Here is a 20,444-nt window from a genome sequence, read left to right on the forward strand (position 1 = left end):
TGCTGAGCTCCGGCGTCAGTGATCGCTTGTCTTGGTAGGACGCGGCCAGTCGGCCTTGCCGATCTGCCGGCCGCGGGACACCGCCAGGGCGTGGTCGGGCACGTCCTTGCTGATGGTCGACCCGGCGCCGACGGTGGCCCCCTGGCCGACGCGAAGCGGCGCCACCAGGGCGGTGTTGGAACCAATGAAGGCGCCGTCGCCGATCTCGGTTCGATGCTTGTTGGCGCCATCGTAGTTGCAGGTGATGGTGCCGGCGCCGACGTTTACGTCGCGCCCCAGCCGGGCATCGCCCACGTAGCTCAGGTGATTGATCTTGCTGCCCTCGCCCACCTCGACATTCTTGGTCTCGACGAAGTTGCCCACCTTGGAGCCCACCGCCAGACGCGAGCCGGGCCGCAGCCGAGCGAAGGGGCCGATGCGGTTGCGGCCGGCCACCACGGCGCCGTCGATGACGCTATGGGCTTCGATGACCGTCTCCGCGCCGATATGGCTGTCGCGGATGACGCAGTAGGGGCCGATGCGAACCCCTTCGCCCAGCTCCACCTCGCCCTCGAACACGCAGCCCACGTCGATCTCCACGTCGTGGCCGCAGCTCAGCCGGCCGCGCACGTCGAGCCGGCCCGGGTCGAGCAGCGCCACCCCCTCGTCCATCAGCCGTTTGGCCTGGTCGCCCTGATAGGCACGCTCGAGCCGGGCCATCTGGGCGCGGTTGTTGACCCCTTCGACCTCCAGCGGCCTGGCCGGCTGGGCGGTGGCGATGTCCACCCCTTCGGCGGCGGCCATGGCGATCACGTCGGTGAGGTAGTACTCGCCCTGGGCATTGTCCGCCGACAGCTGGGGCAGCCAGCGGCGCAGCTGCGCCGCGGTCATGGCCATGATACCGGTGTTGCACTCCCGCACCTGGCGCTCATGCTCGCTGGCGTCCTTGTGCTCGACGATGGCCACGGCCTCGCCCTCGGCGTTACGCAGGATGCGCCCGTAGCCGGTGGGGTCGTCGAGAGTCACGGTGAGCAGCGCCATGCGCTCCTCATCGACCTCGGCCAGCAGCGCCTCGAGGGTCTGACGGAGGATCAGCGGCACGTCGCCGTAGAGCACCAGCACCTTGCCGTTGCCCAGCGCCTCCAGGGTCTGGGCCACCGCGTGGCCGGTGCCCTTCTGCTCGGCCTGCAGGGCGAAGCGTACTTCACAGTCGTCGAGGGCCTGGCGGACCCGATCGGCACCATGGCCAACCACCACGTGCAGCCGGTCGGCGTTGAGCCCACCGGCGGTGTCGATCACATGGCGCACAATCGGCTTACCGGCCAGAGGGTGCAGTACCTTGGGAAGCGCCGAGCGCATGCGCGTGCCCTGCCCGGCCGCCAGTATCACCACATCGAGGCTCATCATGACTCCTTGTGCCTGTTTTCCGGTTCATCGCACTTTAGCGTGAACATGTTTGGCAAGCTCCAAGGTGGGAGGCCGGCTCTGCCGGGCGAAGGCGCCGTAGGCGCCCCAGGGGTAGCGCTACACGCTACTTCGCGAGCTAAAGCTCCCTCCCACAGAGCCAGTTCACGCCAGTCTGCGATGAGCCTATTTTCCTGTTTTCCTCCGCTACAGTGTAGCGGCTCACTCACGCCAGCCTGGCCTAGCGAATCTCCAGTTCCAGCTCCTCTACCAGCGCCTTGCCGAAGTGGTCCACGAAGGCCGGACTGACCGTGCTGGCCCAGCCCTCGTCCTCGCGAACCAGCATCAGCACCTTGAGGTCGTGCTCCCGGGCAAGCTCGGCCCCCTCCTCGTCGCCCAGCACCATCAGCGCGGTGGCCCAGGCGTCGGCCCAGGCATTGGAGGGATGGAACACGCTCACCGAGGCCAGGCGGTGGTCGATGGGCTGGCCGCTGCGCGGGTCGATGGTGTGGGAGTAGCGCCGGCCCTCCTCCTCGAAGTAGTTGCGGTAGTCGCCGGAGGTGGCCAGGGAGATGGCCTCCAGCGGCAGGATATGCTGCGCCTGCTGGCGGTTATCCAGCGGTGCCTCGATGCCGATGCGCCACGGCTGCTCCTCGGTATCCCGGTAGCCGCGGGTGATCAGGTCCCCACCCAGGTTGACCAGGTAGTGCTCGATCCCCTCGCCGTTGAGGTAGGCCGCCACCCGGTCGGTGCCGTGCCCCTTGGCCACGCCGCCGAGGTCGACGAAGACGTCGCGCAGGCGTCGCGCCTGCAGCCCCTCGACGTCGACCTCGATGCTGTCGGGCCCCACCGTCTCCAGCTGCTCGGCAATCAGCGCCGGGTCCGGCACCTCCCGGGGGCGGCCCTCGGAGCCGAAGCTCCAGAGGTTGACCAGCGCGCCGATGGTGACGTCAAAGGCGCCGTCGCTGGCCTCGGCCACCGCCTGACTGATCGCCAGGACTTCCACCAGCTCATCGGAAAGCGGCTGCCACTCCCCCAGCGGCGCCTGGTTGAAGGCCATCAGCTCGGCATCGTCTCTATAGATGGACATGGCCGCATCGACGTTCTCCAGGGTCTCCAGAATCCCCTCCTCCAGGCGCTGGGCCTCGCCCTGGGTCAGCGGGTCGGCAATGGAGACCTGGTAGAAGGAGCCGAAGATCGCCCCTTCGAGACGCACCGGCGAATCCAGGGGGCGGTCGCTTTCGGAGCAGCCGGCCAGCAGCGGGGCGACGGCCAGGCTGGCCAGCAACACAAGGGGCAAAGAACGGAACATGAGCGAGACTCCCTCGAAGAATGGCGAGCGCGGCTACCAGAATACCCACAGCAGCCACAGCCCGAGAACGATGCGGTAGACCACGAAAGGCTGCATCCCGATCCGCTTGATGGCGACCAGGAAATAATGAATGCACAGATAGGCGCTGATCCCCGCCAGCAGGGTGCCCACCATGAGCGCCGGCAGGTCGAGGGGCGCCGGGTCTCGAATCAGGCCAATCACCTCCAGCCCGCCGGCCAGGAGGATCACCGGAATCGACAGCAGAAAGGAGAAGCGTGCCGCCCCCTCCCGGCTCATGCCCAGCAGCAGCGCCGCGGTGATGGTGATGCCCGAGCGGGAGGTGCCGGGAATCAGCGCCAGCGCCTGGGCACCGCCGATCACCAAGGCATCCTTCAGGGTCAGCTGATACTCGCTTCGTCCGCTGCGCCGGCGCCAGTCGGCGTAGCCCAGCAGCAGGCCGAAGCCGATCAGGCTGACGCCGATAAGCACCGGCGAGCGCATGCCCAGCGCCACCTGATCGCGAAAGGCGAAGCCGATCACACAGACCGGCAGGGTGGCCAGCAGCACCCACCAGGCGAGGCGGGCATCGGGGTCTTCGCCCCCCCGGCGCCAGGCTCCCGACCTCAAGGAGTCGATCCAGCTGACGGTCATGCGCGCCAGCTCGTGGCGGAAATAGAGCACCACCGCGGTCAGGCTGCCCAGGTGCAGCGCCACGTCGAAGGCCAGCCCCTGATCCTCCCAGTCGGTGAGCACCGGCACCAGAATCAGGTGGGCGGAACTGGAGATCGGCAGAAACTCGGTCAGCCCCTGTACGATGGAAAGAACGACGACCTGCAGCCAATCCATTGGGCGATTCCTCGACAGTAGCGAGCCATGCCCCGGCCTGCCACGGGGCAACGGCAGGGGCGACGTAACGCGCAGAGGATACACGCCTCATCGGCGCTTGTCCGCCACGGCCCTCTGCATGGCAAGCCGGGGGCACTCCTGCCTTCAACAGGCCGGAGGGAAGTGCGAGAATCACGGCAGTGCAAAGGGACTGAACATGCCATGATCGCCGAAGACCCCGCCCGGCCCAGCGGCGCCGAATCCAACCGCCTAGAGCAGCATGCCCGCCATACCCGCGAGGCCAAGCGCGCGACCTACATCGCCGCCTGGCTCGACGGCGTGCTGGGGGTGGCCAAGGTGATCGTCGGCGCCCTGGTGGGGTCGGCGGCGCTGGTGGCCGACGGCATCCACTCCTTCTCCGATCTGGTCACCGACGGTTTCGTGCTGGCCGCCACCCACTACGGCCGCCAGGGGCCCGATCACGACCACCACTACGGCCACGGCCGCATCGAGACCCTGGCCACCCTACTGCTTGGCAGCGTGCTGATCTTCGTGGCCGGGGCCATCGCCTGGTCGAGCCTGCAGCGGCTGCTGGCGGGCACCCAGATCGCCGCCCCGGGAATCTGGGCCATGCTGCTGGCCCTCGCCGCCTTGCTCAGCAAGGAGCTGCTGTTCCACTACACCATGCGCATCGCCAAGCGAGTCGGATCGAAGCTGCTCGAGGCGAATGCCTGGCACTCACGCTCGGACGTGCTCTCCACCGCGGTGGTGCTGGTGGCACTGGTCGGCGCCCAGTTCGGCGCCGGCTGGCTCGATGCCGTAGCTGCCGTCATCGTCGGCCTGCTGGTGGGCAAGGTGGGCTGGGACCTGCTGTGGGAGTCGGCCCGCGAGCTGATCGACACCGCCCTGCCCGCCGATGCCCAGCAGCAGATGCACCAGGTGGCGCTCGACGTTCCCGGTGTGGAGGGTGTGCACGATCTGCGCACCCGCCAGTCGGCGGGCCACGCCTTCGTAGACCTGCACGTGGTGGTGGGAGCACGTATCAGCGTCTCCGAGGCCCACGAGATCGGCAACGAAGTCAGTCGCCGGTTACGCCGAGCCTACCCCGCCCTGAGCGACGTCACCTTTCATATCGATCCTGAGGACGACGCCGGCGAAGGCGATCCCAGTCGGTTTCCCGGCCTGCCGCTGCGCCCGGAGGTGAACCGGACGCTGACCGAGCGTTGGTCCGACCTGCCAGTCTGGCCACATATCGAGGCGTATCGGCTGCACTATCTCGAGGGGCGGATCTACGTGGAAATCTGGGTCGACGACCAATGGGGCCCATCGGACGGACGGGAGCTGACCCAACAGCTGGTCCACGAGGCCGGCGACCTGCCCTGGCTGGCCGATGTCGAAGTGGTCAGGCGGCTGCGCTGAAGCGTTGACAAGGCGACATTCTTGCCGGAAGGTAAGCCTCCCCTGCACCTAGTTCATGCTTGGAGTTCCCGTGGCCGCCGAGATGATTGTGCCCGCCGTTTCCCTGATCGCCATCCCGTTCAGCCTGCTGCTGAGCGTGATCCTATTCGTAGCGATTCGCGCTTTTTTCACCCGCGACAGGAGCGACTCCTGACGCGGGAGTGGGAGGCCCTCACACCCCAGCCAAGATCGCCGTGGCGATACTGAAGTAGATCAGCACCCCGCAGGCGTCGATCAGCGTGGTGACCAGCGGTGCCGAGGCGGTGGCGGGGTCCCAGCCCAGGCGCTCGAGTACGAAAGGCAGACACATCCCCAGCAGACTGCCGAACAGTACGATAGTGACCATGCTCATGGCCACTACCATGGCAACCGCTTCGCCGCCGCGCATGACACCAATGGGAGCCACCGCCAGCGCCATGGTCAGGCCAAGCGAACCGGCCACCAGCAGCTCACGCCCGAGCAGCTTGCTCCAGTCCTTTACTCCGACATCGCCGGTCGCCATGCCCCGCACCATTAGGGTCGCGGCCTGGGCGCCGGCGTTACCGCCGCTGCCGATCAGCAGCGGCAGGAAGAACACCAGCGCCACCTGGGCGGCAATGGTGTCCTCGAAATAGGCGATACCGGCACCGGAGAAGAGATTGGCAAAGACCAGCAGCACCAGCCAGATGACCCGCTTGCGATACAGGCTCCAGATCGGCACCCGACTGACGCCATCCTCCAGGGCACCGATGGACATCCCCTTGTGGAAATCCTCGGTGGCTTCGGACTCGGCCACGTCCATGGCGTCATCGTGGGTGACGATGCCCACCAGCCGCTCGTCATGATCGATGACCGGCATGGCCAACAGGTCATAACGCGAGATCAACCGGGCGACTTCTTCCTGCTCCTCATCGACCGAGATGCTGATCACGTCCTTGATCATCAGATCATCGACCTGGGCACCGGGGCGCGCCACCATCAGCTGGCGCAACGACAGGGTGCCGGCCAGCTTGCCGTCGGGGTCAATGATATAGAGCTGGTAGACGGTCTCGGCATCCGGCGCCGTCTGGCGCACCCGCATCATCGCCTGGGAGACGGTCATGCCGCTGGGAATGGCCACGTAGTCCGAGGTCATGATGGCCCCGGCGGTGCCCTCTTCGTAGCTGGCCAGGCGCTTGAGATCCTCGCGCTCCTGGCGCGCCATGCGCCTGAGCAGCGTCTCGCGGCGATCTTCACCCAGCAGGTTGAAGAGGTCGGCGCGCTCATCCGATCCCATTTCCTCAAGCACCGACAGCAGGGTCTCATCGGACATTGCTTCGGTCACTTCCAGCTGCACTTCACCGGGCAGATAGCCCAGCACATTGGCACAGCGTTCGAGAGGCAGATAGTCGAGCAGTCGCAAAACGGCCGGAAGCTCCTGATCATCCTCGACCAGCTCCTCGAGAATCTCAGCCAGATCGGCGGCCCGCAGTTCAGGCAACAGCTCATCGAGACGCTCTCGCTGATCTTCAACCAGCGACTCAAGCAGCACCGCTTTCTGTTCCTGCAGGGTCTCATTCAAAGGCATGGGCATCCTCCTGACGCCAATCGGCAGAGAGAGGGGTAATCAAGAGTCGCGATCACCAGGCTAGCCGGCATCATAACAGAGACGAAAACGCCCCCCGAACCCCGTCATGGCGACAGGAGTTCAGAGGGCGTTAAAACGGCTTGGGTCTGGCTTCAGCCCTTGCCGGCTTTCTTGCGCAGCTGCTGGATGGTGCGCAGCTGGGCCACGGCCTCGGCGAGCTCGGCGGCGGCGCGGGTGTAATCCAGCTCCGCCGACTTGTCGTTGAAGGCCTTCAGCGCGTGCTGGCGGGCTTCCTCGGCGGCGGCCTCATCGAGGTCGCCGGCACGGGAGGCCGCGTCGGCCAGAACCGTGACCACGTTGGGCTGCACTTCCAGGAAGCCGCCGGAGACGTAGAAGTTCTCCTCCTCGCCACCATCATGAATCACCCGGATCGGGCCCGGCTGCAGCTCGGTCAACAGCGGGGCGTGCCCGGGCAGGATGCCCAGGTCGCCCATGATGCCCGATGCCACCAGCTCTTCGATCTCGCCACTGAAGATCGACGCTTCGGCGCTGACGATGTTGCACTTGAAGCTGTTCGCCATAGCGAATCCCCCTGATGGACGGGATTACTTCATCTGGTTGGCTTTCTCGACGGCCTCGTCGATGGTGCCGACCATGTAGAAGGCCTGCTCCGGCAGCTCGTCGTACTCGCCGTCGAGGATGCCCTGGAAGCCACGGATGGTCTCCTTGAGCGACACGTACTTGCCGGGAGAGCCGGTGAAGACCTCGGCCACGAAGAACGGCTGCGACAGGAAACGCTGGATCTTACGCGCCCGGGCCACGGCCTGCTTGTCCTCGTCGGACAGCTCGTCCATGCCCAGGATCGCGATGATGTCCTTGAGCTCCTTGTAGCGCTGCAGCACGCCCTGCACGCGGCGAGCGGTGTCGTAGTGCTCCTCGCCGACGACCAGCGGGTCGAGCTGGCGCGAGGTGGAGTCCAGCGGGTCGATGGCCGGATAGATCCCCAGCTCGGCGATCGAACGCGCCAGTACCACGGTGGCGTCCAGGTGGGCGAAGGTAGTGGCCGGCGAGGGGTCGGTCAGGTCGTCCGCGGGCACGTAGACGGCCTGCACGGAGGTGATCGAGCCCACCTTGGTGGAGGTGATGCGCTCCTGGAGAACGCCCATCTCCTCGGCCAGGGTCGGCTGGTAGCCCACCGCGGAGGGCATCCGACCCAGCAGGGCGGAGACCTCGGTACCGGCTAGGGTGTAGCGGTAGATATTGTCGACGAACAGCAGCACGTCGCGGCCTTCATCGCGGAACTTCTCGGCGATGGTCAGGCCGGTCAGGGCGACGCGCAGACGGTTGCCCGGCGGCTCGTTCATCTGACCGTAGACCAGCGAGACCTTGTCGATAACGTTCGACTCGGTCATCTCGTGGTAGAAGTCGTTACCTTCACGGGTCCGCTCCCCTACGCCGGCGAACACGGAGTAACCGCTGTGCTCGATGGCGATGTTGCGGATCAGCTCCATCATGTTGACGGTCTTGCCCACGCCGGCGCCGCCGAACAGGCCAACCTTACCGCCCTTGGCGAACGGGCAGACCAGGTCGATGACCTTGATGCCGGTCTCCAGCAGCTCGTTGGACGCTGCCTGCTCGGCATAGGTGGGGGCGGGACGGTGAATGGGCATGCGCTCCTGCTCACCGATGTCGCCGGCCTCGTCGATGGGGCGACCCAGCACGTCCATGATGCGTCCCAGCGTCTCCTTGCCCACCGGCACGGAGATGGCGGCACCGGTGTTCTCGACGTCCATGCCACGCTTCAGGCCCTCGGTGGAGCCCATAGCGATAGTCCGCACCACGCCGTCGCCCAGCTGCTGCTGGACCTCGAGCACGGTCTCGGAGTTGGCGACGTTGAGCGCGTCGTAGACCTTGGGAACGTTGTCCCGCGGAAACTCGACGTCAATCACCGCGCCGATGATTTGTACGATACGTCCGCTCATCTTGCGATCCTCTCAAAAACCTGCAAATGAAACCTGGTATGCCGGAAGAGCCCTGGGCTCTTCCCGGGCGCTATACGGCTGCGGCACCGCCGACGATCTCGGAAATTTCCTGGGTGATGGCGGCCTGACGGGCCTTGTTGTAGACCATCTCCAGATCGTCGATCAGGCCGCCGGCGTTGTCGGTGGCGTTCTTCATGGCGATCATTCGCGCGGCCAGCTCGCAGGCCCCGTTCTCGACCACCGCCTGATACACCTGCGATTCGATAAAGCGAACCAGCAGGCTATCCAGCAGCGCCTTGGCATCCGGCTCATACAGGTAGTCCCAGCTACCGGGACGCTTGTGGTCCTGATCCTCCGCATCGGCCCCCATGTCGGGAGACAGCGGCAACAGCTGACGAACCACCGGCTTCTGCGTCATGGTGTTGACGAACTCGTTGTACACCACATACAGACGATCCAGCCGTCCCTCGTCGTAGGCGTCGAGCATCACCTTGATGCTGCCGATCAGGTCCTCGACCTCGGGCGCCTCGCCCAGGCCGCTCTTGGCCGCGACCAGGTTGCCGCCGTAGTTGCGGAAGAAGCCGCCCGCCTTGCTGCCCAGCGCGCAGAAATCGAGCTCTGCGCCTTCGCTGCGCCATGCCATGGCATCCTTGATGACGGCCTTGAACAGATTGACGTTCAGACCGCCACACAGGCCGCGATCGGTGGACACCACGATATAGCCGACTCGCTTCACCTCGTCACGCTCGACCATGTAGTCGTGCTTGTACTCGGGGTTGGCGTCGGCGATATGGCCCACGACGTTGCGGATCTGCCGGGCGTAAGGCTGGCTGGCCTTCATCAGATCTTGCGCTTTACGCATCTTCGACGCAGCGACCATTTCCATGGCGCTGGTGATTTTCTGCGTATTCTTGATGCTCCCGATCTGGGTGCGTATCTCTTTTGCAGCTGCCATAGCGATCTACTCCGTTCGTGGCCCTCAGAAAGCTCCAGGGCCCGCCCTCACCGGGCGGGCCGGCGGAATTACCAGCTCTGAGTGGCCTTGAACTGCTCGAGACCCGCCTTCAAACCCTGCTGGATCTCGTCGCTGTAGTCGCCGGTCTGGTTGATCTTGTCGAGCAGCTCGGCGTGTTCGGACTTCATGTAGTCGAGCAGAGCCCGCTCGAAGTCCAGCACCTTGCTGACATCGACGTCATCCAGGAAGCCTTCGTTGGCGGCATACAGGGACACCCCCATCTCGGCCACCGACAGCGGCGTATACTGCTTCTGCTTCATCAGCTCGGTGACGCGCTGACCGTGCTCCAGCTGCTTGCGGGTGGCCTCGTCCAGGTCGGAAGCGAACTGGGAGAAGGCCGCCAGCTCGCGGTACTGGGCGAGTGCCAGACGCACGCCGCCGCCGAGCTTCTTGATGATCTTGGTCTGAGCCGAACCGCCCACGCGGGAGACCGACAGACCGGCGTTGATCGCCGGGCGGATACCGGCGTTGAACTGGTCGGTCTCCAGGAAGATCTGGCCGTCGGTGATCGAGATCACGTTGGTCGGAACGAAGGCGGAGACGTCGCCGCCCTGGGTCTCGATGATCGGCAGCGCGGTCAGCGAGCCGGTCTGGCCCTTGACTTCGCCGTCGGTGAACTTCTCGACGTAGTCGGCGTTGACGCGCGCGGCGCGCTCGAGCAGACGCGAGTGGAGATAGAAGACGTCACCCGGATAGGCTTCACGGCCCGGCGGACGACGCAGCAGCAGCGACACCTGACGGTAGGCCCAGGCCTGCTTGGTCAGGTCGTCGTAGACGATCAGGGCGTCCTGGCCGCGGTCGCGGAAGTACTCGCCCATGGTGCAGCCGGCGTAGGGCGCCAGGAACTGCATCGGGGCCGGGTCGGCGGCGCCGGAGGCGACGACGATGGTGTGCTCCATCGCGCCGTGCTCCTCGAGCTTGCGCACCACGTTGGCAATGGTCGACTGCTTCTGACCGACGGCCACGTAGATACAGGTAACGCCCTTGCCTTTCTGGTTGATGATGGCGTCGATGGCGATGGCCGACTTACCGATCTGGCGGTCGCCGATGATCAGCTCGCGCTGGCCGCGGCCGATCGGCACCATGGCGTCGATCGCCTTGAGACCGGTCTGGATCGGCTGGTCGACGGACTGACGGGTGATGACGCCCGGGGCGACCTTTTCCACCGCGTCGGTGAGCTTGGCGCCCACCTCGCCCTTGCCATCGATCGGCGTTCCCAGCGGGTCGACCACGCGACCGATCAGCTCGGGACCCACCGGCACCTCGAGGATGCGGCCGGTACAGCTGGCGGTCATGCCCTCTTCCAGCTGCAGGTAGTCGCCCAGCACCACCGCACCCACGGAGTCGCGCTCGAGGTTGAGCACCATGCCGTAGATGCCGCCGGGGAATTCGATCATTTCACCGAACATCGCGTCTTCGAGGCCGTGAATCTTCACGATGCCGTCGGAGACGCTGACGATGGTGCCCTGGTTGCGGGCTTCGGATGCGACGTCAAGCTTCTCGATACGCTGCTTGATGATGTCGCTGATCTCGGAAGGATTCAGTTGCTGCATGCCATGTCCCTCAGACTCAGGCGGTAAGGGCTTCGGAGAGGCGGTTCAGTCGACCGCGCACCGACCCGTCGATGACGGTGTCGCCGGCGCGCAGGATGACGCCCCCGATAAGCTTCGGATCCACCTGAGTGGTAATGGAGATTTCGCGATTCAGGCGCTTCTTGAGCGCACCGGCGAGCTTCTGCTGCTGCTTGTCGTCGAGCTCGTAGGCCGAAAGCACGGTGACGTCGACGCGCTTCTCGTAGTCGGCGCGCAGCCGTTCGAACTGCTCGGCGATGGCGCCCAGGGCCGAGAGGCGCCCCTTGCCGGCGAGGATATCGAGGAAGCGACGTCCGGCCTCATCGACCTTGACGTCGGCCAGCTCGATGACCAGCTCGACCTTGCGCTCGCCGGTCAGCTTCGGGCTCGCGATCAGTTTCTGCGCATCGCGCTCCGCCACGACCTGGCCCAGCTTGAACAGCAGCTCGGACCAGGCCTTGAACGCCTTCTGGTCGCGTGCGAACTCAAATGCGGCCTTGGCGTAGGGGCGTGCGACGGTAGACGTTTCCGCCATGGGTCACCTCCTTCACAGTTCGGCGGCAAGCTTGTCGAGCAGCTTGCGGTGTGCCTTCTCGTCGACGGAGGCTTCCAGGACACGCTCGGCACCGGTGATGGCAAGCGTCGCCACCTGGGCGCGAAGCTCTTCCTTGGCGCGATGGATTTCCTGATCGATCTCGGCGCGGGCGCCGGCCACCAGGCGTTCACCTTCGGCGCGGGCCTGCTCGCGGGCTTCCTCGATCATCTGGCTGGAGCGCTTGTTGGCCTGCTCGAGGATCTGGGACGCCTGCTCCTTGCTTTCACGCAGGGTCTGCGCCGCCTGCTCCTGAGCGAGCTCGAGGTCGCGGGACGCACGGCTGGCCGCGTCGAGGCCATCGGCGATCTTCTTCTGGCGCGCGTGGAGCGCAGAGCTGATCGGCGGCCACACGTACTTGATGCAGAACCAGACAAAGATCGCGAAGGCGATCGTCTGCCCGATAAGCGTCAAATTGATATTCACGGGTATGTACCTCTGACTGGTTCGTGGCGACCGGGTATAGAAGCAAACCGAGCGCCGTGGCGCTCGGTGCTGTCGTTAACCGGCGACGACGAAGATCAGGTACATCGCGATACCGACACCGATCATCGGCACGGCGTCGAGCAGACCGGCCATGATGAAGGTGCGAGTCTGCAGCTGGTCGCCCAGCTCCGGCTGGCGAGCGGTGGACTCGAGCAGCTTGCCGCCGAGCAGGGCGAAACCGAGACCGGTGGCCAGGGCGCTGACGCTGATGATGATGGCCGCAGCAATGTAGACGATTTCCATGGTAGTGCTCCTGATAGTGAGTTGGGGTTAAGGGGTTAGGGGTTGGTTGACGTGCAAGCGTTGCTCAATCAGTGGTGCTCGTGAGCGGCGCTCAGGTACACGATCGACAGGGTCGTGAAGATGAACGCCTGCAGCGATACCACCAGGATGTGGAAGATCGCCCACGGCACATCCAGCAGCCAGATCGCCCAGAACGGCAGCAGTGCGATCAGGATGAAGATCACCTCGCCGGCAAACATGTTGCCGAAAAGACGCAGACCAAGGCTGATTGGCTTCACGATCAGGCCAACCACCTCGAGAATCAGGTTGAAGGGAATCAGCGACCAGTGGTTGAACGGCGTCAGGGAGAGCTCCTTGGCGAAGCCGCCCACGCCCTTGACCTTGCAGCTGTAGAAGACGATCAGGCAGAACACGCCGAAGGCCATGCCCAGGGTGGCGTTGACATCGGTGGTGGGCACGATCTTCATGTACTCGAAGCCGAGGCGACCGAACAGCTCCGGGAAGTAGTCGACCGGCAGGATCTTCAGCGTGTTCATTAGCAGGATCCACATGAACAGCGTCAGCGCCAGCGGTGCGATGTTGGCATTCTTGCCGTGGAAGGTGGAGCGGGTCAGGTTCTCGATGAACTCGATGACCATCTCCACGGCGTTCTGCAGCATTCCCGGCACCCCGGTGGTGGCCAGGCGGCCGGCCTTGCGGAAGACCCCCAGGAACAGCACGCCCATGGCGATGGACCAGCCCATGGTGTCGAGGTGAATGGCCCAGAAGCCCATCTCGGTGGCTTCGGCGGAGGTCGAGGCCAGCGACCAGCCATTCTCCGGATGCCTGCCGAAGGTCAGGTTCTGGAGGTGGTGCTGTATGTAATAGATGGCGGACATCTCATTATCTGCTGCCATACTGCTTCCTCAGGTTCGTGGGGTCGGCCGGTCACGCGCAAGCCAGGGAGTCAGCCAGTGCATGAGTTGGGCCGCCACATAGGCGACAAAGAACAAAGCGGGGTTTGAGGGGGGCACTGTCACGAACACCACCACGAACAGCGCCACCGTCAAACCGAACTTGCCCATCGCTGCCTGATACAGATTCATCACGCTGACCCTGGGCCGCTTGCCGCCGCGGCTGCGCAGGCCTCGCCAGACGAAATAGAGCGTCGGCAGCAGGCTGACCAGCCCGCCCATCAGCGCCGACAGGGCGCCTTCTAGGCCGTATCGCAGGGCGCCCAGCAGCGCTACGCTCAAGGCGGCGAGCCCCTGTGCCAGGAACAGTCGGGTGAAGTCCGGGCGCCGGCGCCTCATGGCAGCGTCTCTGTGCATCCTGTCGACATTTCCTGCCCTGCCAGAGCAGGGGTTGGGTGCCGGCTGAACCGAGCGTGACACTCAGGCAAACAACGGCGGATTATAGGGAAGCGGGGTAGGGCCTTCAACCAAACAACGGGCCTTTTACGCGCGAAACCTGCCACTTGCGACCAAAGGCGCAGGAATTGTCGACATTCACTTCGGAACGCGGGCCACCCGCGTGCTCGCCAAGGCGGCTAGGCTTTGTCCGAAAAGTCGGCGAGCGAAGGCCAGACAAGGCAAAAATCGGCGAAAAGACGGAGTTTACGGGGTGTAAATGAGTGCTTTGAGCCGATTTTTAACGCCGTATGGTCGAGCGCAGCCAGTTTTCAGGCAGAGCCTAGCGGATATGCTCGAGAATGCCGTCTAGCTCGTCCAGGCTCGAGTAGCGAATCGTCAGCCGCCCCTTGCCACCGCGGCCGTGCTGGATCGAGACCGGGGCCCCGAGCAGCTCGCCCAGGCGAGTCTCCAGGCGGGTCACGTCGGGGCTCGCCGGGGCCTTCTCGGCCTTTTTCGGCTCCCCCGCCGCAAGGCGCTTGACCAGCGCCTCGGTCTGGCGAACCGTGAGGTCGTGATTGACCACCTCGTGGGCCGCCCGGCGCTGCTTGGCTGCAGGAAGCACGAGCAGCGCCCGAGCGTGGCCCATGTCCAGGTCGCCGCGCTCGAGCAGGGTCTGGACCTCCGGGTCCAGCGCCAGTAGGCGCAGCAGGTTGGCGACCTGGGCCCGGGAGCGGCCCACGGCGTCGGCGACCTGCTGCTGGGTCAGCGCGAACTCATCCATCAGCCGCTTGAGCGCCAGCGCCTCCTCCACCGGGTTGAGGTTCTCGCGCTGGATGTTCTCGATCAGCGCCAGGGCCAGGGCCACCTCGTCGCTGACCTCACGGATCACCGCCGGGATGGTATCGAGCTCGGCCAGCTGGGCGGCACGCCAGCGACGCTCACCGGCGATGATTTCGTAGCGCGCCTCGCCGATGGGCCTGACCACGATGGGCTGCATCACGCCTTGGGCGCGAATCGAGTCGGCCAGCTCCTCCAGGGCCTCGGGCTGAATATCGCGGCGCGGCTGGTACTTGCCGCGGCTGAGCTGGCCCAGCGGCAGGCGCTCCAGACGCTCGTCGGCGACCGCCGGGGCCATGTCGGCCTCAGCCGTATCGGGCTGCGCCGCTTCGATCTCGGGTAGCTCGAGGCTTTCCCGGCGCCGGGCACCGGCGCCGATCAGGGCATCCAGGCCGCGGCCCAGGGCGCGTTTATGCGTCATCGACTTTCCCTCATCACAGCAAGGTGGTACCAGGCGGCGTTCACAGAGACAGCCGGCGAATCAGCTCCTTGGCCAGCACCCGATGGGCCTGGCTGCCCCGCGAGAAGCGCGCATACTTGGTCACCGGCAGCCCGTGGCTGGGCGCCTCGGCGACCCGCACGTTGCGCGGTATGGTGGTCTTGAGCAGCGCCTCGCCAAAGTAGTCGCGCAGCTGCTTGCTGACATCCCGGGTGAGGCTGTTGCGGCCGTCGAACATGGTGCGCAGGATGCCGTAGATGGCCAGCGACGGATTCACGCTGTCCTTGATCTGCTCCACGGTGTCGAGCAGCGCCGAGAGCCCCTCCAGGGCGTAGAACTCGCACTGCAGTGGAATCAGCACGCCGTCGGCGGCGGTCAGGGCGTTGACGGTGAGCATGTTCAGCGACGGCGGACAGTCGATCAGCACCACGTCGTATTCGCCGGCCACCGTCCCGAGAGCATCCACCAGGCAGCGCTCGCGGCCCTGCTGGCGATCCAGCAGCTCGACCTCGGCGGCGGTCAGGTCGCCATTGCCCGGCAGCAGCGCATAGCCCGCCGCGGGGCAGTCGAGAATCACCTGGGGGGCGGTCTTCTCGCCCAGCAGCAGGTCGAGCACGCTGCCGTCCAGCTCGTACTTGTCGATCCCGCTGCCCATGGTGGCATGGCCCTGGGGGTCGAGATCGACCAGCAGCACGCGACGGTCCAGCGCCGCCAGGCTGGCGGCGAGGTTGACGGCGGAGGTGGTCTTGCCCACGCCCCCTTTCTGGTTGGTCACGGCGATAATCTTGGTCACGGGCGACTCCCTCATTCCGCACTTCCCTGGTGACGGCGCCTCAGGGGCGACCGTGGGTGGAACCTCGACGCTCGACGATCAGCAGCTGTCGCTTCCCCTCGGTGAAGGGCACCGACAGGACATGGCGCTCGCTCACCGCCAGCGCTTCGGGTAGGGCGGCGAGCTCGTCATCGGCACCAGGCCCCTTCATCGCCAGCCAGCGCCCGCCGGGGGCGGGCAGGTGGGCGGTCAGGCGAACGAAATCGCCGAGACTGGCAAAGGCCCGCGAGATCACCTGGCCGTAGCCGTCGCCGGGCGGCGCATGAGCCTCGACCCTCGCCTGCACCGGCGTCACGTTGGCGAGGTCGAGCTCCATCACCGCCTGGCGCTGGAAGCGCACCTTCTTGCCGTTACTGTCGAGCAGTGTCACGGCCAGTTCAGGCCTGAGGATGGCCAGGACCAACCCCGGCAATCCCGGTCCCGCACCCACGTCCAGCAGCGCCTGGTCCCCGACGAACGGCACAACGGCGGCGCTGTCGAGCAGGTGCTTGGCCACCATCTCATCGGGTGAGCGTACCGCGGTGAGGTTATAGGCGCGATTCCACTTGTGCAACAGGGCCAGCAGGGCCAACAGCTGATCGCGCTGGGACGCTTCGAGGTCGATGGACAGGGCGTCGAGACCCTCATCCAGGCGGGCGATGACGCTGGGCGTTACGGCGTCACTCATCCGTTGGCCACCCGGTTGTCCTCGAGAAGCCGTCGCTTCTTGAGATGAATCAAGAGGATGGAGACCGCCGCCGGGGTCACGCCGGAGATGCGCGAGGCCTGAGCCAGGGTCGCCGGTCGCGCCTCGCTGAGCTTCTGGCGAATCTCGTGGGAGAGCCCCTCGACCTGGGCATAGTTGAGATCGTCGGGCAGCGGCGTGGCCTCATGGCGCTTGAGCTTGTCGATCTCCTCCTGCTGGCGGTCGATATAGCCCTGGTACTTGGCCTGGATTTGCACCTGTTCGGCCACCGAGGCCTCCTCGACAGGCTCACCGACCAGGCTCGCCACGTCGGCGTAGCCGAGCTCGGGACGCTTGAGCAGGTCCATCAGGCTGTACTCCCGCGCGAGGGGCTTGCCGGTCTTGGCCGCCACGGCCTCGGCGGCGGCGGTGCCGGGCTGCACCCAGCTGGCCTTGAGACGTGCGCTCTCGCGTTCGATGGCCTCGCGGCGAGCGCTGAACGCCGCCCAGCGGGTGTCGTCCACCAGGCCCAGCTCGCGGCCGGTCGCGGTGAGGCGCAGGTCGGCGTTGTCCTCGCGCAGCAGCAGGCGATACTCCGCCCGGGAAGTGAACATCCGGTAGGGCTCCTGGGTCCCCAGGGTGATCAGGTCGTCGACCATCACCCCCAGATAGGCCTCATCGCGACGCGGATGCCAGGCCTCGGCGCCCTTGGCTCGCCGAGCGGCGTTGAGCCCGGCCAGCAGGCCCTGGGCGCCGGCTTCCTCGTAGCCGGTGGTGCCGTTGATCTGCCCGGCGAAGAACAGGTTGTGGATAAATTTGGTTTCCAGGGAGTGCCTGAGGTCCCGCGGATCGAAGAAATCGTACTCGATGGCATAGCCGGGCCGGGTGATATGGGCGTTCTCGAGACCCTGAATCGAGCGCACCACCTGCAGCTGGACGTCAAACGGCAGCGAGGTGGAGATGCCGTTGGGGTAGAGCTCATGGGTCTCCAGGCCTTCCGGCTCGATGAACACCTGATGACTGGCCTTGTCGGCGAAGCGGTGCACCTTGTCTTCGATGGAGGGGCAGTAGCGCGGCCCGACGCCCTCGATCATCCCGGAATACATGGGGGAGCGGTCGAGGTTGGCGAAGATGATCTCGTGGGTGCGCTCGTTGGTGTGGGCGATATGGCAGCTCACCTGGCGCGGGTGCATCTCGCGGCGGCCGAGAAACGACATCACTGGAGTCGGGGTGTCGCCGGGCTGCGCCTCGAGCATCGAGAAATCCACGCTCTTGGCATCGAGCCGCGGCGGCGTGCCGGTCTTGAGCCGGTCGACGCGAAACGGCAGCGCCCTCAGCCGTTCGGCCAGGGCGTTGGAGGGTGGGTCACCAGCGCGGCCGCCGCGGCTGCTGTCGAGGCCGATATGGATCACCCCGCCGAGGAAGGTGCCGGTGCACAGCACCACCGTCTCGGCGAAAAAGCGGATGCCGGTTTCGGTCACCACCCCGCGCACGGTGTCGTGCTCAACGATCAGGTCCCCGGCGGCCTGCTGGAAGAGCGTCAGGTTGGGCTGGTTTTCCAGCATCCCGCGGATCGCCGCCTTGTAGCGCACCCGGTCGGCCTGGGCGCGCGTCGCCCGCACCGCCGGCCCCTTGCGGGCGTTGAGCATGCGGAACTGAATACCGCCCAGGTCGGTGGCCAGCCCCATGGCACCGCCCAGGGCATCGATCTCCTTGACCAGATGACTCTTGCCGATCCCGCCGATGGCGGGATTGCAGGACATCTGACCGAGCGTCTCGATGTTGTGGGTCAGCAGCAGGGTCTGACAGCCCATGCGGGCGGAGGCCAGGGCGGCTTCGGTTCCCGCATGGCCGCCGCCGATGACGATGACGTCAAAGCGGTCGGGGTAATCCAAGGTGCACCTCGTTGGCGCCGCGGCGCCGTCTTCCAGTCAGTCAGGGATGAAATCAGCCCGCCAGTATAAACCCCCTGTGGGTAATCGTCAGGGTTTTCCACACGTCGAACGTCCATGGAGCCTAGCTCGCCTCTCATTAATTAAAACAGATTATATATAAAGAGAAGTTCTGTTGTGGTTGTTACTACTGGTGTGGACAAAAACCGTGGACAAGTGGGTATATGGTAATCTTATCAACAGCTTAGATTGTTGGTGAAAGGCGGGGAAAAGGGCGGACTGGCTGCGGACGAGCGGTGGTGAGGCTGTGGGCAACAGTGCCGCTTGTCCACAGCAGTCGTTGGACACCGCTTGTCCACCGACGGATACCGGGCTTGTCACCGTGGCTGTGAACAACCTCGCTGGGTGCGAGACAAGCCGCTAACGCCGGGGCCTGGCGGCCGATTTAAGGGGGTGGGGAAAAAAATTTTTCCACAGGCAGAACAACGGCCCTGTCGTGTGCGACAGGGCCGTTTGGGTGGGGCGAGTCTCTGCGGCGGGAAGGCGCGTCTAGGCCGTGGGCCGCGTCGCCTCAGTGCTTGAGCACTCGGGAGAGGAAGCTGCGTGTCCGCTCGTCGTGAGGCTGGTCGAAGATGCGCTCCGGCGGCCCCTCCTCGGCGATCTCGCCCTTGTGGATATAGATGACCCGATCGGCCACTTCGCGGGCGAAGCCCATCTCGTGGGTGACGATGATCATGGTCATCCCCTCCTTGGCCAGCTCACGCATGGCATCGAGGACCTCCCCGATCATCTCCGGGTCCAGTGCCGAGGTGGGTTCGTCGAAGAGCATCAGCCGTGGCTCCATGGCCAGGGCCCGGGCCAGGGCGACGCGCTGCTGCTGCCCCCCGGAGAGCTGGCTGGGGTACTTGGCGGCCTGGTCGCTGATGCCGACCCGCTCAAGCAGCCGCTGGGCGGTTTCCACCGCATCCGTGCGGCTCCAGCCGCGTACCTGCATGGGGGCCAGCGTCACGTTGTCGAGAACGCTCAGGTGGGGAAACAGATTGAACTGCTGGAAGACCATGCCGACTTCCGTGCGGATGCGCTGCAGGGCCTTGCTGCTCTTGCCGTGGGTCGTGAGCTCGTTGCCATCGACTTCGATATGCCCCTGCTGGAACTCCTCCAGGCCATTGATGCAGCGGATCAGGGTCGACTTGCCGGAGCCGCTGGCACCGATGACGACCACCACCTCCCCTGGCTTGACTTTCAGGTCGATGTCCTTGAGTACATGCAGGCTGCCGAAATGTTTGTTGACCTTCTCCATGATCACGATGGGAGCGGTCGCCGTATCGTGCTGTGTCATGGGCTGACTCCCGTTATTGTCCAACCAGGCCTCGACGCTCCAGCTGGCGCAGCAGCAGCGACAGGCTCCAGGTGATGGCCAGATACATCAAGGCCACCATGAGATAGACCTCCAGGGCAGTGAAGGTCGTGGCGATGTAGATCTGCCCCTGTCGAACCAGCTCTCCGACGCCGATCACCGAGAACAGCGAGGTGTCCTTGATGCTGATGATGCCCTGGTTGCCCAGCGGCGGGATCATGCGCCGGAAGGCCTGGGGCCAGATCACGAAGCGGAACGCCTGGGTGCGGGACAGGCCCAGGGAGAGGGCCGCCTCGCGCTGGCCGCGTTCGATGGACTGTACGCCGCCGCGCACCACCTCGGAGATATAGGCCCCGGAGTTGACCGCGATGGCAGCGATACCGGCGGTCAGGGCGTTGATCGGCCCACCGAGCAGCTGGGGCAGGCCGTAGAAGATGAATAGCACCTGGACCAGGATCGGCGTACCGCGAAACACCTCGATGTAGAGGATCGCCGGCCAGCGCAGCCAGCGGATCGGGCTGATCCGCAGCAGGCCGAAGAAGATGCCGATGAAAAACCCGATGGCCAGGCCGCCGAAGGAGATCAGCAGCGTCCAGGGAATGCCGGGCAGCAGGTGGGGTATCGACCGGAACGCTGCCGCCCAGTCGAATTGAAAGGTGACTTCCACGCGTGTGTCTCC

21 protein-coding genes are annotated in these 20,444 nt (G+C 65.4%); 2 read left to right on the forward strand and 19 right to left on the reverse strand.

Translation table 11 applies throughout. The features are described 5' to 3' along the window. Positions 1-15 precede the first annotated feature (15 nt). From glmU to ACZIYR_RS19075, 3 genes are all read right to left on the reverse strand, one after another. Positions 16-1,383, reverse strand: a complete 1,368-nt coding sequence (gene glmU / locus ACZIYR_RS19065; protein ID WP_483527743.1) for a bifunctional UDP-N-acetylglucosamine diphosphorylase/glucosamine-1-phosphate N-acetyltransferase GlmU — start codon at positions 1,381-1,383, stop codon at positions 16-18. Between the two features lie 241 nt (positions 1,384-1,624). Beyond that, a complete protein-coding gene (locus ACZIYR_RS19070; protein ID WP_483527744.1) occupies positions 1,625-2,695 on the reverse strand; it encodes an FAD:protein FMN transferase in 1,071 nt (356 codons plus the stop codon). A 33-nt stretch (positions 2,696-2,728) separates the two neighbouring features. Further along, positions 2,729-3,541, reverse strand: coding sequence for an undecaprenyl-diphosphate phosphatase (locus tag ACZIYR_RS19075; RefSeq protein ID WP_483527745.1), 813 nt, complete (start codon positions 3,539-3,541; stop codon positions 2,729-2,731). Positions 3,542-3,742: 201 nt separating this feature from the next. Here ACZIYR_RS19075 and ACZIYR_RS19080 point away from each other — a divergent pair, with 201 nt between their 5' ends. Both ACZIYR_RS19080 and ACZIYR_RS19085 read left to right on the forward strand, forming a co-directional pair. After that, entirely contained in the window at positions 3,743-4,939 is a 1,197-nt protein-coding gene (locus ACZIYR_RS19080; RefSeq protein ID WP_483527746.1) for a cation diffusion facilitator family transporter, read from the forward strand. A gap of 70 nt (positions 4,940-5,009) precedes the next feature. Further along, on the forward strand, positions 5,010-5,132 hold the full coding sequence (locus ACZIYR_RS19085; protein ID WP_473031877.1) for a hypothetical protein: 123 nt from the start codon (positions 5,010-5,012) through the stop codon (positions 5,130-5,132). Positions 5,133-5,150: 18 nt separating this feature from the next. Here ACZIYR_RS19085 and mgtE read toward each other — a convergent pair whose 3' ends face one another. From mgtE to ACZIYR_RS19165, 16 genes are all read right to left on the reverse strand, one after another. Continuing rightward, positions 5,151-6,524, reverse strand: a complete 1,374-nt coding sequence (gene mgtE, locus ACZIYR_RS19090; RefSeq protein WP_473031878.1) for a magnesium transporter — start codon at positions 6,522-6,524, stop codon at positions 5,151-5,153. 152 nt (positions 6,525-6,676) lie between these two features. Beyond that, positions 6,677-7,105 carry a F0F1 ATP synthase subunit epsilon gene (locus tag ACZIYR_RS19095; protein ID WP_473031879.1) on the reverse strand — a complete coding sequence of 143 codons (429 nt, stop codon included), beginning with the start codon at positions 7,103-7,105 and terminating at the stop codon, positions 6,677-6,679. A gap of 24 nt (positions 7,106-7,129) precedes the next feature. Then, a complete protein-coding gene (gene atpD, locus ACZIYR_RS19100) occupies positions 7,130-8,506 on the reverse strand; it encodes a F0F1 ATP synthase subunit beta (protein WP_483527747.1) in 1,377 nt (458 codons plus the stop codon). Between the two features lie 70 nt (positions 8,507-8,576). Next, positions 8,577-9,461: a F0F1 ATP synthase subunit gamma gene (gene atpG, locus ACZIYR_RS19105; protein WP_483527748.1), complete on the reverse strand. Its 885-nt coding sequence runs from the start codon at positions 9,459-9,461 to the stop codon at positions 8,577-8,579. Between the two features lie 68 nt (positions 9,462-9,529). Then, positions 9,530-11,074: a F0F1 ATP synthase subunit alpha gene (gene atpA, locus ACZIYR_RS19110; protein WP_473031881.1), complete on the reverse strand. Its 1,545-nt coding sequence runs from the start codon at positions 11,072-11,074 to the stop codon at positions 9,530-9,532. 16 nt (positions 11,075-11,090) lie between these two features. After that, positions 11,091-11,627: a F0F1 ATP synthase subunit delta gene (locus ACZIYR_RS19115; RefSeq protein ID WP_473031882.1), complete on the reverse strand. Its 537-nt coding sequence runs from the start codon at positions 11,625-11,627 to the stop codon at positions 11,091-11,093. A 12-nt stretch (positions 11,628-11,639) separates the two neighbouring features. After that, positions 11,640-12,110 (reverse strand): F0F1 ATP synthase subunit B, encoded by a 471-nt coding sequence (locus tag ACZIYR_RS19120; RefSeq protein WP_473031883.1) that lies wholly within the window; start codon positions 12,108-12,110, stop codon positions 11,640-11,642. 75 nt (positions 12,111-12,185) lie between these two features. Beyond that, complete coding sequence (gene atpE / locus ACZIYR_RS19125; RefSeq protein WP_195861500.1) at positions 12,186-12,413, reverse strand: F0F1 ATP synthase subunit C; 228 nt, start codon at positions 12,411-12,413, stop codon at positions 12,186-12,188. Between the two features lie 68 nt (positions 12,414-12,481). Further along, on the reverse strand, positions 12,482-13,309 hold the full coding sequence (atpB, locus tag ACZIYR_RS19130) for a F0F1 ATP synthase subunit A (protein WP_473031884.1): 828 nt from the start codon (positions 13,307-13,309) through the stop codon (positions 12,482-12,484). A gap of 9 nt (positions 13,310-13,318) precedes the next feature. Next, positions 13,319-13,705, reverse strand: a complete 387-nt coding sequence (locus ACZIYR_RS19135; protein WP_483527749.1) for an ATP synthase subunit I — start codon at positions 13,703-13,705, stop codon at positions 13,319-13,321. A 379-nt stretch (positions 13,706-14,084) separates the two neighbouring features. Then, a complete protein-coding gene (locus ACZIYR_RS19140; protein WP_473031886.1) occupies positions 14,085-15,002 on the reverse strand; it encodes a ParB/RepB/Spo0J family partition protein in 918 nt (305 codons plus the stop codon). A 40-nt stretch (positions 15,003-15,042) separates the two neighbouring features. Next, complete coding sequence (locus tag ACZIYR_RS19145) at positions 15,043-15,813, reverse strand: ParA family protein (RefSeq protein ID WP_483527750.1); 771 nt, start codon at positions 15,811-15,813, stop codon at positions 15,043-15,045. Between the two features lie 40 nt (positions 15,814-15,853). Next, positions 15,854-16,519, reverse strand: coding sequence for a 16S rRNA (guanine(527)-N(7))-methyltransferase RsmG (gene rsmG, locus ACZIYR_RS19150; protein WP_473031887.1), 666 nt, complete (start codon positions 16,517-16,519; stop codon positions 15,854-15,856). After that, the gene (gene mnmG / locus ACZIYR_RS19155; RefSeq protein ID WP_483527751.1) at positions 16,516-18,411 is read right to left on the reverse strand and encodes a tRNA uridine-5-carboxymethylaminomethyl(34) synthesis enzyme MnmG; all 1,896 of its coding nucleotides are present in this window, start codon (positions 18,409-18,411) and stop codon (positions 16,516-16,518) included. Before mnmG ends, rsmG begins: the two co-directional genes overlap by 4 nt. A gap of 568 nt (positions 18,412-18,979) precedes the next feature. Then, positions 18,980-19,747 (reverse strand): amino acid ABC transporter ATP-binding protein, encoded by a 768-nt coding sequence (locus ACZIYR_RS19160; protein WP_483527752.1) that lies wholly within the window; start codon positions 19,745-19,747, stop codon positions 18,980-18,982. A 13-nt stretch (positions 19,748-19,760) separates the two neighbouring features. Next, entirely contained in the window at positions 19,761-20,432 is a 672-nt protein-coding gene (locus ACZIYR_RS19165; RefSeq protein ID WP_483527753.1) for an amino acid ABC transporter permease, read from the reverse strand. Positions 20,433-20,444 lie beyond the last annotated feature (12 nt).

Source organism: Billgrantia sp. NRB1, assembly GCF_056921725.1.